Genomic DNA, 11,810 nt, shown 5'->3' with positions numbered 1-11,810 from the left:
TGTCTCCTTTCTATTACACGTGCAGCAGCAGGTGCTTGCGTTCCCACGAGCTGATCACGCGGAAATACGCTTCGTATTCGGTTTCCTTGAGCGCGAGGTAGGCGCGCACGAACTTCTCGCCGAGGATGTCGTTCAGCGGTTCGCAACCGCTCATCAGCGTGAGACCTTCTTCAAGGTTGCGCGGCAGTTGGTACGGCAGCGCATAGCCGTCGCTCACGAGCGGTTCGGTGGGCTTGAGATGTTGCGTCATGCCCAGATAACCGGCGGCCAGCGTGGCGGCAATCGCGAGGTACGGGTTCGTGTCCACGCCCGGAATACGGTTTTCCACGCGGCGTGCAGCCGGCGACGAATACGGCACGCGGAAGCCCACGGTGCGGTTGTCGTAACCCCAGGCCACGTTGATCGGCGCGGCCATGAAGCGCGACAGACGGCGATACGAATTGATGTACGGCGCGAAGATCGGCATCAGTGCCGGGGTGTACTTCTGCAGACCGGCGATATACGCATGGAACATGTCCGTAGGCTTGCCGTCCGCGCCCGTGAAGAGGTTCTGGCCGCTTTCCGCCGAAACGAGACTCTGGTGAATGTGCATCGCCGAGCCCGGCTCGTTCTCCATTGGCTTCGCCATGAAGGTGGCGTACATATGGTGACGCAGCGCCGCTTCGCGCACCGTGCGCTTGAACAGGAACACGCGGTCGGCCAGACCCAGCGGCTCGCCGTGCATGAAGTTGATCTCCATCTGGGCCGCGCCCACTTCGTGAATCAGCGTATCGACTTCGAGGTCCTGAATATCGCAGTACTCGTAGATGTCTTCGAACAGCGGATCGAACTCGTTGACCGCTTCGATCGAATACGCCTGGCGGCCCGTTTCCGGGCGGCCCGTGCGGCCGATCGGCGGCGCGAGAGGAATATCCGGGTCCTTGTTCATATCGACGAGATAGAACTCCAGTTCCGGCGCGATGATGGGCTTCCAGCCCTTCGCTTCATAGAGTTCCAGCACGCGGCGCAGCACACGGCGCGGCGAGATTTCAACCGGCGAGCCGTCGAAGTGCACGCAGTCGTGGATCACCTGCGCGGTGGGATCGGTGGCCCACGGAATGATGCGGATGGTCGAAGCATCCGGCACGCAGACCATGTCCGGGTCGGTGACGCCGGTGAGGCTGCCGTCTTCCGGGTAGTCGCCGGTCACGGTCTGGATCATCACGGCCTGTGGCAGGCGCATGGATTCACCCGATTCGAACTTGCTGCGCGGAATGATCTTGCCGCGCGCGATGCCGGCCATGTCCGGGATAATGGCTTCGATTTCGGTGATGTGATGTTTCTTCAGGAATTCGTCGATGTCGTGCATGTTCGTTCTCTCTATTCTGTGTGGGCCGGCGTCAGACCTGCGCGGCGTGCGCGCGAGCGGGTTGGCGTGCGGCCCCGCCCGGCGCTCGGGCCAGCATGCGGGCGCGGCAGGCTTCGCCAAAGGCGCGGAAGATAGCGGTGGAAAGGGCGTTTTGCGCGTGCAGCCATTCCGGATGCCACTGAACGCCCAGCGCGAAAGTGCTTGCGCCCGCAACGGTAATGGCTTCGACCAGTCCGTCGGCGGCCGTTGCGTCCGCAACGAGTCCGTGACCGAGTGTGTCGATACCCTGACTGTGCAGCGAATTCACCTGCGCTTCGCGTGCGCCGCCTGCGAGCTTGTGCAGCAGACCGCCTTCCAGCAGCGCGATGGTGTGCGCGGGACCGTATTGCGTCTCGAGCGGATCGGCCTTGTTTTCACGGTGATCGTGCAGGCCTTCCACCGCGTGCACTTCCTGGTGCAGCGTGCCGCCGAAGACCACGTTCATTTCCTGAAAGCCGCGGCAGATGGCGAGCACCGGCACGCCGGCGTCGATGGCTGCGCGCAGCAGCGGCAGCGTGGTGGCGTCGCGTGCGGGATCGTGCAGCGTGCCCGCAGCGCTTGCCGGGCCGCCGTAACGATGCGGCTCGACGTTCGAGTAGCTGCCGGTGAAGAGCAGGCCGTCCACGGCGTCCAGAATGTCCGCCGTAGCCTGCCGCTCGCCCAGCGCGGGCAGCACGAACGCGAGCCCGTCCGAACCGTCCACGGCGGCGGCGATGTACTTCTCGCCCGCCACGTGCGACGCGTGCGGCCCCATCATGGTGCGATCGGCAGTAACTCCAATCAATGGTTTGGTTCGCATGACTAACGTCTTATTTCTTCTTCCTGTCGCAACGCATTTGAATCGGTTTTCAGCGATGCTTCAGGCGTGACATGACCTTGCAACCGTGCAGGACACACGGCCGCAAACCTTGAGATGCGGAGCGCAGCGGCGCTAACGGATCGCGCTGCGCGTGGAGATCATGTACGCGGTTCGTTTCCTGCCGGTGTGGGGCGCGACGGTGTTCAGGCGTGCGCATCCACATCGTTCGCGCGCAGCAAGACAACTCGCAGGCGATCGACGGCGAATGAAACGAACGGCGCAGGAAGGAGAGGCGCTAGGGCAGCAGCGACGCGACTTCGTCGGTATGCACCGCAATGAAGGCGCGTGCAGAGACGGCGTTATGGCGACGGACGGACCGACGGGAAAGGATTGTGAAGACGGACAGAAGCGGACGAGAGGCAAGCCTGCCGCTACTGCCATCGGCGATGGCGGCGCAGTCACTGCGAAGACACCTCGCATGACTTCGATCCCATCTCACCAGAGGGCCACGGACTCTCACAATTACACTCGACTGGGTGTGTTGATCACGGTTGATTTGGATGCACGGCATGAAAACTGCGCTTGCCGGCATCACACATAGGTGTCGTTCGATGTATTGAGCATTGATTGCTTGCTGCTACGCAATGTATTGCGTTTTTCATCGTTCGATCGACCTGTGTTTCAGCATATACGAGCCAAAAAGGCCGTCAATTATTTTTTTACGTTTTTTATGTCAGCACTTTCCCCAAGACTCCTGCAAACGTCGCGCAGTACGAAATATGCAGCACTGTATTTATATTTCGAATAACTTACAGGGGTTAGTACTGACGCAAAAAAAAGCAAACTGATTAGAATATTCAACACGTCACCGCACCGCCGTGTTGTTGTCCGTCGTCTTTTCAGCGTGCGCTTTCACTGAATTTCCTGACCCAACCGGTTCATCAAACGTGTCCGAGTCCGTTTCTGTTTCCTCTGAAGTTGCCACGCGTCTGCGCTACGTGCGCAAGCGTTATGGCTTGTCGCAACGCGAGCTGGCCAAGCGCGCGGGCGTCACGAATGGTGCGATTTCGCTTATCGAGCAAAGTCGCGTCAGTCCCTCGGTAGGATCACTCAAGAAGTTGCTTGAATGCATCCCGATGAGTCTCGCGGAATTCTTCACATTTGATCTCAACGAGGGCGCGAGCGTGGTCTCGCGCCGCGGCGAGATGCCGAACCTCGGCAACGACGCCATCGAGTTCTATCTGGCGGGCGCGAACGTGAAGGACCGCAACATGGGCATCCTGCGCGAGGTGTATCAACCGCTCGCCGATACCGGCCCCGAAATGCTATCGCACGCGGGGCACGAAGGCGGCGTGGTGGTGGCGGGCCAGATCGAACTGACCGTGGACGGCACCACCTGGCTGCTCGACCCCGGCGACAGCTATTACTTCGAAAGTCGCTTCCCGCACCGGTTTCGCAATCCCAGCGCAAACGAGGTCTGCGAAGTGGTGTCGGCGAATTCGCCGCCTACTTTCTGACGCTTCGCATCCCGCGTTTCTGCGCATATCCGGTTCGTCGTGCCGCCGCAGCCTATCGTGTGCCGCTTCTCCAAAGCGGCGCGAAGCGCGGCGCGCAGGATGGATCGTCAATCATTGAGGCATCCTGATGGAAAAGAAAACTCTCGCTTATTGGCAGGACAAGGCCGCGACGCTGTCGATCGAAGGTCGCGCATTCATCGACGGCGCGTATCGCGACGCCTACTCGGGCCGCACCTTCGACTGCGTGAGCCCGATCGACGGCCGCGTGCTCGCCAACGTGGCCGATTGCGGTGCAGCAGATGTCGATGCAGCCGTTGCAGCGGCGCGCCGTGCCTTCGACGCAGGCGTGTGGGCGGGCCTGAATCCGCGCGCGCGTAAAGCGATTCTGCAGCGCTGGGCCACCCTCATGCGCGAGCACCTCGACGAACTTTCGCTGCTCGAAACGCTCGACGCCGGCAAGCCTATCGGCGATACCACTTCGGTGGACGTGCCGGGCGCGGCCTATTGCGTGGAATGGTTCGCGGAAGCCATCGACAAGGTGGGCGGCGAAGTCGCGCCGGCCGATCATCATCTGGTGGGTCTCGTCACGCGCGAGCCGATCGGCGTGGTGGCGGCCGTGGTGCCGTGGAATTTCCCGATCCTGATGGCGTCGTGGAAGTTCGGCCCCGCGCTCGCGGCAGGCAATAGCGTCGTGCTCAAGCCTTCGGAAAAGTCGCCGCTCACGGCCATTCGCGTGGCGCAACTCGCTCACGAAGCGGGCATTCCCGCGGGTGTATTCAACGTGCTGCCTGGCGGCGGCGAGCCGGGCAAGCTGCTGGGCCTGCATCGCGACGTGGACTGCATCGCCTTCACCGGTTCGACCAACGTCGGCAAGCAGATCATGCAGTACGCGGGTCAGTCGAACCTCAAGCGCGTGTGGCTCGAACTGGGCGGCAAGTCGCCGAACATCGTGCTGCCGGACTGCCCGGATCTCGACCGCGCGGCCAGCGCGGCAGCGGGCGCGATTTTCTACAACATGGGCGAAATGTGTACGGCCGGTTCGCGCCTGCTCGTTCATCGCGACATCAAGGACGTGTTCCTCGCAAAGCTGGTGGAAGCCGCGAAGGCGTATAAGCCTGGCAATCCTCTCGATCCGAACGTGTCGATGGGCGCAATCGTCGACAAGATCCAGATGGAGCGCGTGCTCGGTTATATCGAGGCGGGCCGCAAGGAATCGAAGCTGCTGATGGGCGGCGAGCGTGTGAACGAGTCGACGGGCGGCTTCTATGTCGAGCCCACCGTGTTCGAAACGCATCACGACGATCGCATTGCCCGCGAGGAAATTTTCGGGCCGGTGCTCTCGGTCATTACGTTCAGCACCATCGACGAAGCCGTGCGTATCGCCAACGACAGCGATTACGGCCTGGCCGCAGCCGTGTGGACCTCGAACCTCACGAGCGCGCATGAGATTTCGCGCCGTCTGCGTGCGGGTACGGTCTGGGTCAACTGCTACGACGAAGGCGGCGACATGAACTTCCCGTTCGGCGGTTTCAAGGAATCGGGCAACGGTCGCGACAAGTCGCTGCATGCACTTGAAAAGTACACCGAACTAAAATCGACGCTCGTGCGTCTGCGCTAAGTTTGCATTAAGTCTGCGCCAAGGCAGTCTGCGTGGCGGCGCGTCAAGGCGCGTCGCCACGTTCGCCCTTCAATACACGGGACCGGCCCGATAACAAGTTCCCGCACATGAACGACACGATCCACGGCGACGGCGCGATCCGTCGCGGCGCGCTTTACGGCTCTTCCATCGAGAACACCTACGCAGGCGTGCTGTCGTTCATGCGCCGCAATTACACGCGCGATCTGAGCGGCGTGGACGTGGCCATTTCCGGCGTGCCGCTCGATCTCGCCACCACGTTCCGCTCGGGCGCACGACTTGGGCCGTCGGCGATCCGCGCGGCCAGTGTGCAGTTAGCGGAACTGCATCCTTATCCGTGGGGCTTCAACCCGTTCGATACGCTGGCCGTGACCGATTACGGCGACTGCTGGTTCGATGCCCACAATCCGCTCTCGATCAAACCCGCGATCATCGAGCATGCGCGCACGATCCTGCGCTCGAACGCGAAGATGCTCACCTTCGGCGGCGATCATTTCATCACCTATCCGCTGTTGATTGCTCACGCGGAAAAGTACGGCAAGCCGCTTTCGCTGATCCACTTCGACGCGCATTGCGATACCTGGCCCGACGATCATGCGGACAGTCTCAATCACGGCACGATGTTCTACAAGGCCGTCAAAGAAGGGCTGATCGATCCGAAGACGTCGGTGCAGGTGGGCATCCGCACGTGGAACGACGACTTTCTCGGCATCAATATTCTCGACGCGGCGTGGGTGCACGAAAACGGCCCGCGTGCCGCGCGCGAGCGCATTCTGGAGATCGTGGGCGAGCGCCCAACGTACCTTACCTTCGATATCGACTGTCTCGATCCGGCTTTCGCGCCGGGCACCGGCACGCCCGTGGCGGGTGGTCTGTCGTCGGCGCAGGCGCTGGCGATCGTGCGCGGTCTGGAGGCGGTGAACCTGATCGGCGCCGATGTGGTGGAAGTCGCGCCCGCCTACGATCAGAGCGAGATCACGGCGCTGGCCGCCGCGCATCTCGCGAGCGACCTGCTGTGCCTGTGGCGCCAGCGCAAGGTTGCGGGCAAATAAAAAACGCGCCGCCGCTCACAGCGCGGCGCGCCTTGCGATTCAGCGCTCGACCAGCAGCCCGAGATTGGCACGCACGCGCTGAAGCATCTCGCCGAACTGCTCGGCCTCTTCCGCTGTGAAGCCCGCCAGGGCTTCGTCCTGCACTTCGTCACCCACCCGCCGCGCGGACGTGAGCACGCCCGCCGCCTTGGGCGTGAGGCTCACCCGCAACTCGCGGCGGTCGTCCGGGTTCGCTTCGCGCACCACCCAGCCGCTTTCTTCCATGCGTTCCAGCAGCCGTCCCGCCGAAATCGGCGCGACTTCGAGCCGTTCGGCGAGGCTCGCCTGATTGATGGGGCCATAGTGGGCGAGGTAGGCAATCATGCGGCACTGCGCGCGCGTGAGTTCCAGCGATGACTTCGCCAGCTCGTCGTAGCGCTTGCCGTACAGGCGGCCCACGTCGACGATCAAGAAGCCGAAGCGTTGTTCGAGGTCGGTAGTCATGCCGCGATTATAAGTGGCGGGCTGGGTGGGCGTTTCACCGGTGGGCGCACTGCAGCGCACGCGAATCCGCCACGCAAAGGCCGGATTCTTTCCGATTGCGCAACAGGGGCCGATTCGTATAATAAGCATGCTTATCATTTTTCAGAATCCCGCTTTCGAACCCCTCATTCGAATCCACGATGACCGCAGTCCCGCATGGCACGGCCGCGCAACGTGAGGCCGCGCCCCTGAACCGCGGCATGATTACGCTGTCGATCATGCTCGCCACGCTGATGCAGACGCTCGACAGCACGATTGCCAATGTGGCCCTGCCGCATATGCAGGGCACGCTATCGGCGTCGCAGGACGAAATCACGTGGGTGCTGACCTCGTATATCGTCGCGGCGGCCATTGCCACGCCGCTCACGGGCTGGCTCGCGGACCGCTTCGGCGTCAAGCAGTTGCTGGGCGCGGCAATCGCGGGCTTCACGGTGGCTTCGGCCTTGTGCGGTTTGTCGGAGACATTGGGGGAGATCGTTGCGTCGCGGCTGCTGCAGGGCGTGTTCGGTGCGTCGCTGGTGCCGCTCTCGCAGTCGATCCTGCTGGACATCAACCCGCGCGAGCGTCAGGGACAGGCCATGGCGGTCTGGGGCATGGGCGTGATGGTCGGGCCGGTGCTGGGGCCCACGCTGGGCGGCTGGCTCACCGACAGCTACAACTGGCGCTGGGTGTTCTTTATCAACGTGCCGGTGGGCGTGTTCGCGTTCTTCGGCGTCTCGACCTTCCTGCCCGCGCGCGAACGCGCCGGCCAGACGCGTTTCGATGTATTCGGCTTCGCCACGCTGGCGCTGGCGATCGGCGCCTTGCAGGCCTTGCTCGATCGCGGCGAACAACTCGACTGGTTCGGCTCGCTGGAAATCCGCATCGAGGCGCTGGTTTCCGTGCTGGCGTTCGCGTTCTTCGTGGTGCATACGGCCAGTTCCGGGCCGACCACCTTCTTCCGCTACCAGCTCCTCAAAGACCGCAACTTCGCCACCGGCACGTTCTTCATCTTCGTGATCGGCGCCGTGCTGTACGCCACGCGCGCGCTGCTGCCGCCGATGCTGCAGAACCTGATGGGTTATCCGGTCGCCACCACGGGCCTCGTGACGGCGCCGTCGGGCGCGGGCACGATGATCGCCATGCTGATTGCGGGCCGCCTGCTCAAGCATGTCGATGCGCGCGCCATGCTGCTGTTCGGCTTTGTGGTTTCCGCGTACGCGCTCTGGCAGATGATGCAGTACACGATCGTGCTGTCGGAGTCGGATATCGTGTGGCCGGGCGTGGTGCAGGGCTTTGGTCTGGGCTTCGTGTTCGTGCCGCTTTCGGCGCTGACGTTCTCCACGCTCACGCCGCAATTGCGCGCCGACGGCACCGCCACCTACAGCCTGATGCGCAATATCGGCAGCAGTATCGGCATTTCGATCGTGCAGACCTTTGTGACGCGCGGCACGCAGATCGCGCATTCGGATCTCGCCGCCAACGTCACGCCGTTCAACCCGATGATGCAGCCGATGCTCGCCGCCGGTTCGCGCTACGATCTCGCCGTGCTCAACCAGTCGATCACGCAGCAGGCGACGATGATCGCCTACCTCAACGACTTCAAGATGATGTTTGTCGCGACGCTGCTCGTGATTCCGCTGCTCGTGCTGATCCGGCCTTCGGGCGGCGGTGCGGCCGTCGATACGAGCCACGCGGCGATGGACTGACCGCCACGCTTTCTTCACCGCTGCCGCGCCTTTCCGCAAGGAAGCGCGGCGCCGCTTTTACCGCTACGCCGATGCTCTCCGCTGTCTCTATCCTGCTTCCCGTTTTTGGCCTGATCCTGGCCGGTTTCGCCTGCCGCCGCTTTGGCGTGCTGGGCCCCGCGGCCGCCTCCGAACTCAATCGCTTCGTGGTCTGGCTGGCGCTGCCCGCGCTGCTGTTCGATATCCTTGCGCACGCAACGTGGCACGAGCTGTATCAACCCGCATTTCTGGCGGCGTTCGGCATCGCGGGCCTGGTGGTGTTCGCGGTCGTGGTGGCCGTGCGCCTGTTCCTGCGCCGCCCGCTTGCCGATGCGAGTATCGACGGCCTCGCCGCCGCGTATCCGAACACGGGTTATGTGGGCTTTCCGCTGTGCATGATCGCGTTCGGACCGTCGAGCCTCACGCCCGTGACGATCGCCACGATCCTCGTGGTGTGCGTGCTGTTCGCCATCGCCATTGTGCTGATCGAAACCGGCCTGCAAAGCGAGCGCCGTCCGCACCGGTTGCTGATCAAGGTGGCGCGTTCGCTGATGCGCAATCCGCTGCTGGTGGCGCCCGCCCTGGGCGCGATTGCCTCGGGCGCGCATCTGACGATGCCCGCAAGCGCCGAGACCTTCCTGAAGCTGCTGGGCGGCGCGGCCAGCCCTTGCGCGCTGGTGAGCCTGGGTCTATTCCTCGCCGAGCGCCGCGCGAAAAGCGATGCGCCGCCGGAATCGTCGTGGTGGATCACGCTGTCGAAGCTGGTGGCGCAGCCCGCGCTGACGTGGTGGCTTGCGGACCGCGTGTTCGGCCTCTCGCCGCAACTGGTGGAAACGGCCGTGCTGCTCGCCGCGTTGCCCACCGGCACCGGGCCGTACATGCTCGCGGAGTACTATCGCCGCGAAGCACACGTAACGGGCCGCACGATCCTGCATTCGACGCTAGGCTCGCTCGTCACGCTCACGCTGATTTTGCTGCATCTGCACCACGGCTAGACGCGCGGTGTAAAACCGCCACGAGTGCGCGCGGCACGATGTTTGCGGTACGTGAGCCATGCATCGATCAGGAGAAAGGCGATGAGATGGCTTAAAAACAGCAGCGCCGCGCGCGCAATAGGAGTTGGCCTGCTCGCCGCGCTGACTTTGGGCGCGAGCGCTTGCACGTTAGGCGGCGCGGCGGCGGGCGGCTACGTGGGCAACAAGGCCACCAACGGCAGCGCAGTGGGAACGGTGGGCGGCGCGGTGGCCGGTGGCGTGATCGGCCACGAACTCAGCAAGTAATCTACGGATCAATGCGGCGTCAGCGGGCTTTTTCGTGGCGAGGTTTTGCGTGACGCATTGACGCCGCATTGTTCAGATTTATTTCACCGCGCCCAGCGCAAGCCCCTTCACCATATATCGCTGCAACCACGCGAACACCACCGAAACCGGCAGCGTAGCCGCGAGCGTCGCCGCCATCACCAGTTCCCATTCCACGGTGTATTTGCCGGCCACCATATCGGTGACCTGCACGGTGAGCGTTTTGTTCTCCGGCGAGCGGATCAGCGTGTACACCACGGCGAATTCATTCCACGCGCTGATGAACGTGAAGATGGCCGTCACCACCACGGCCGGAATCGCCAGCGGCAGGAACACGCGAAACACCGCGCCCGAGCGGCTGCATCCTTCGAGCCACGCCGATTCCTCCAGATCGCGCGGCACCGTCTGGAAATACGACGACAGCATCCACACGGCGAAGGCGATATTGAAAGCCGCATACGAAACGATCACGCCAATCTTCGAATCGACGAGATTGCCGTCGCCATAAGGAATCATGGCGGCGAGGCGGAACAGGCCCACCACCAGCAGGATCGGCGAGAGCATCTGCGTGACGAGCAGGAATTGCCGGTACACGCCGCGTCCGCGAAACGGAAAACGCGCGAGCGCATACGCGGCGGGCAGGCTGACGGCCAGTGCGAGCGCCGTCGACAGGAACGAAATCACGATGCTGTTGCGCAGCGCCACGCCGAAATTCGCGGCCTGCCACATATCGACGTAATTTTCCCAGCGCCAATGCACGGGCAGCCAGCGCGCCGGATAGACGAACACTTCGTTGGCCGGTTTGAACGACGTGAAGAACATCACCGCGAACGGGAACAGCACGGCCACCACCAGCGGCGACAGCGCGAGCCAGCACCAGAGCGAGCGTTTGAGCTTGCGGTTCATGCGAGGTCTCCTTCAGCGCCGCCGCGTTTGGCCTGCACGCGCAGATACGCCACCGAAAACGCGAACAGGATCAGCAGCATGATCAGCGAGACGGCGGCTGCTTCGCCGGGACGTCCGAGCCGGAAGCCGAGTTCGTAGAGATACGTCACGAGGATGTGCGTGCTGTCGTCCGGGCCGCCTTGCGTCATCACCCAGATGATCGGGAACGAGTTGAACACGTAGATCACGTTGAGCAGGATCGCCATGTTGATGAAGGGTTTGAGCAGCGGCAGCGTGAGTTGCCGGAACTGTTGCCACGCGCTGGCGCCGTCGATGCGCGCGGCTTCGTAGATGTCGCCGGGCACGGAAGAAAGGCCGCCCAGGAAGATCGTCGTGGTGAAGGGAATCGACACCAGAATGCCCACGGCGATTTCAACGGGAAACGCGTACTCGGGCGTGGCGAGCCAGTGAATCGGCCCGGCGATCAGGCCGAGCTTCTGCAGCGTGACGTTGACCATGCCGTAATCGTCGTTGAAGGCCCAGCGCCAGACCACGGCAGTCATGGTTAGCGAAACGGACCATGGCAGCATGACGATCGTGCGTGCGATGCCGCGTCCATAGAAGTCCTGATTAAGTACCAGCGCGACGGGCACGGAAATGCCGACCGTACCCACCACCACGCAAAACGTCCAGATGACGGTGTTTTTTAGCGCGCTCAGAAACACCGGGTCGCCGAACACGTTATAGAAGTTCTGCAAGCCGCTGAAATCGCGGATCTGCCCGAAGCGCGAGACATCGTGCAGCGATTGCCAGACGATGTTGAAGATCGGATAGCTGATGATGAACAGCGCGAGCACGAGGCTCGGCACGATCAGCAGCCAGGGAGCGCGGGGCACGGCGATATTGCGTTCGGCGCGGGTGGGGCGGCTTGGACGGCTCATGCGGGTGCTTGCGCGTGTGGGGTCGGTCGCGGCGCCTGGCGCCGGAGTGGCGGGCGGCGTCTGCTTC

General features: G+C 63.0%; 12 protein-coding genes. 6 read left to right on the top strand and 6 right to left on the bottom strand.

Translation table 11 applies throughout. From position 1 onward, the window contains the following. Nucleotides 1-13: 13 nt before the first annotated feature. The 3 genes from U5A67_RS15480 to U5A67_RS15470 all read right to left on the bottom strand — a co-directional run bounded on the left by U5A67_RS15480 (nucleotide 14) and on the right by U5A67_RS15470 (nucleotide 2,706). Nucleotides 14-1,348, bottom strand: coding sequence for a glutamine synthetase family protein (locus U5A67_RS15480; protein ID WP_205984404.1), 1,335 nt, complete (start codon nucleotides 1,346-1,348; stop codon nucleotides 14-16). Between the two features lie 31 nt (nucleotides 1,349-1,379). Then, nucleotides 1,380-2,186: a gamma-glutamyl-gamma-aminobutyrate hydrolase family protein gene (locus U5A67_RS15475; RefSeq protein ID WP_321815013.1), complete on the bottom strand. Its 807-nt coding sequence runs from the start codon at nucleotides 2,184-2,186 to the stop codon at nucleotides 1,380-1,382. A 295-nt stretch (nucleotides 2,187-2,481) separates the two neighbouring features. Further along, entirely contained in the window at nucleotides 2,482-2,706 is a 225-nt protein-coding gene (locus U5A67_RS15470; protein ID WP_224013171.1) for a hypothetical protein, read from the bottom strand. Between the two features lie 427 nt (nucleotides 2,707-3,133). On the opposite strand from U5A67_RS15470, the gene U5A67_RS15465 reads away from it, so the two are divergent. The 3 genes from U5A67_RS15465 (at nucleotide 3,134) to speB (ending at nucleotide 6,391) form a co-directional block, all read left to right on the top strand. Further along, complete coding sequence (locus U5A67_RS15465; RefSeq protein ID WP_321815014.1) at nucleotides 3,134-3,703, top strand: cupin domain-containing protein; 570 nt, start codon at nucleotides 3,134-3,136, stop codon at nucleotides 3,701-3,703. A 127-nt stretch (nucleotides 3,704-3,830) separates the two neighbouring features. After that, nucleotides 3,831-5,321 (top strand): aldehyde dehydrogenase, encoded by a 1,491-nt coding sequence (locus tag U5A67_RS15460; protein ID WP_321815015.1) that lies wholly within the window; start codon nucleotides 3,831-3,833, stop codon nucleotides 5,319-5,321. Nucleotides 5,322-5,428: 107 nt separating this feature from the next. Then, a complete protein-coding gene (gene speB, locus U5A67_RS15455) occupies nucleotides 5,429-6,391 on the top strand; it encodes an agmatinase (protein WP_321815016.1) in 963 nt (320 codons plus the stop codon). 39 nt (nucleotides 6,392-6,430) lie between these two features. Here speB and U5A67_RS15450 read toward each other — a convergent pair whose 3' ends face one another. Continuing rightward, nucleotides 6,431-6,874, bottom strand: coding sequence for a MarR family winged helix-turn-helix transcriptional regulator (locus U5A67_RS15450; RefSeq protein WP_205984399.1), 444 nt, complete (start codon nucleotides 6,872-6,874; stop codon nucleotides 6,431-6,433). A 179-nt stretch (nucleotides 6,875-7,053) separates the two neighbouring features. Here U5A67_RS15450 and U5A67_RS15445 point away from each other — a divergent pair, with 179 nt between their 5' ends. From U5A67_RS15445 to U5A67_RS15435, 3 genes are all read left to right on the top strand, one after another. After that, complete coding sequence (locus tag U5A67_RS15445) at nucleotides 7,054-8,601, top strand: DHA2 family efflux MFS transporter permease subunit (RefSeq protein ID WP_241023636.1); 1,548 nt, start codon at nucleotides 7,054-7,056, stop codon at nucleotides 8,599-8,601. Nucleotides 8,602-8,672: 71 nt separating this feature from the next. Then, the gene (locus U5A67_RS15440) at nucleotides 8,673-9,614 is read left to right on the top strand and encodes an AEC family transporter (RefSeq protein WP_321815017.1); all 942 of its coding nucleotides are present in this window, start codon (nucleotides 8,673-8,675) and stop codon (nucleotides 9,612-9,614) included. 81 nt (nucleotides 9,615-9,695) lie between these two features. Continuing rightward, a complete protein-coding gene (locus U5A67_RS15435) occupies nucleotides 9,696-9,899 on the top strand; it encodes a glycine zipper 2TM domain-containing protein (protein WP_205984397.1) in 204 nt (67 codons plus the stop codon). Nucleotides 9,900-9,977: 78 nt separating this feature from the next. Here the strand turns inward: U5A67_RS15435 and U5A67_RS15430 are convergent, their stop codons facing one another. Next, nucleotides 9,978-10,823 carry a carbohydrate ABC transporter permease gene (locus U5A67_RS15430; RefSeq protein ID WP_205984396.1) on the bottom strand — a complete coding sequence of 282 codons (846 nt, stop codon included), beginning with the start codon at nucleotides 10,821-10,823 and terminating at the stop codon, nucleotides 9,978-9,980. Next, nucleotides 10,820-11,743 (bottom strand): sugar ABC transporter permease, encoded by a 924-nt coding sequence (locus tag U5A67_RS15425; protein WP_321815209.1) that lies wholly within the window; start codon nucleotides 11,741-11,743, stop codon nucleotides 10,820-10,822. The genes U5A67_RS15430 and U5A67_RS15425 overlap by 4 nt, the downstream gene beginning before the upstream one ends. Between the last annotated feature and the right edge of the window lie 67 nt (nucleotides 11,744-11,810).

Source organism: Paraburkholderia sp. J69-1, from assembly GCF_905220255.1.
Lineage (GTDB): Bacteria > Pseudomonadota > Gammaproteobacteria > Burkholderiales > Burkholderiaceae > Paraburkholderia.
The sequence above is the reverse complement of the archived record's forward strand: the minus strand, read 5'-3'. Positions and strand labels throughout refer to the sequence as shown.

What these genes read in the sequence shown, in the direction of transcription:
- U5A67_RS15480 (WP_205984404.1), bottom strand. Translation starts at nt 1,348, where the DNA reads ATGCACGACATCGACGAATTCCTGAAGAAACATCACATCACCGAAATC.
- U5A67_RS15460 (WP_321815015.1), top strand. Translation starts at nt 3,831, where the DNA reads ATGGAAAAGAAAACTCTCGCTTATTGGCAGGACAAGGCCGCGACGCTG.
- speB (WP_321815016.1), top strand. Translation starts at nt 5,429, where the DNA reads ATGAACGACACGATCCACGGCGACGGCGCGATCCGTCGCGGCGCGCTT.
- U5A67_RS15435 (WP_205984397.1), top strand. Translation starts at nt 9,696, where the DNA reads ATGAGATGGCTTAAAAACAGCAGCGCCGCGCGCGCAATAGGAGTTGGC.
- U5A67_RS15475 (WP_321815013.1), bottom strand. Translation starts at nt 2,186, where the DNA reads ATGCGAACCAAACCATTGATTGGAGTTACTGCCGATCGCACCATGATG.
- U5A67_RS15430 (WP_205984396.1), bottom strand. Translation starts at nt 10,823, where the DNA reads ATGAACCGCAAGCTCAAACGCTCGCTCTGGTGCTGGCTCGCGCTGTCG.
- U5A67_RS15445 (WP_241023636.1), top strand. Translation starts at nt 7,054, where the DNA reads ATGACCGCAGTCCCGCATGGCACGGCCGCGCAACGTGAGGCCGCGCCC.
- U5A67_RS15450 (WP_205984399.1), bottom strand. Translation starts at nt 6,874, where the DNA reads ATGACTACCGACCTCGAACAACGCTTCGGCTTCTTGATCGTCGACGTG.
- U5A67_RS15440 (WP_321815017.1), top strand. Translation starts at nt 8,673, where the DNA reads ATGCTCTCCGCTGTCTCTATCCTGCTTCCCGTTTTTGGCCTGATCCTG.
- U5A67_RS15425 (WP_321815209.1), bottom strand. Translation starts at nt 11,743, where the DNA reads ATGAGCCGTCCAAGCCGCCCCACCCGCGCCGAACGCAATATCGCCGTG.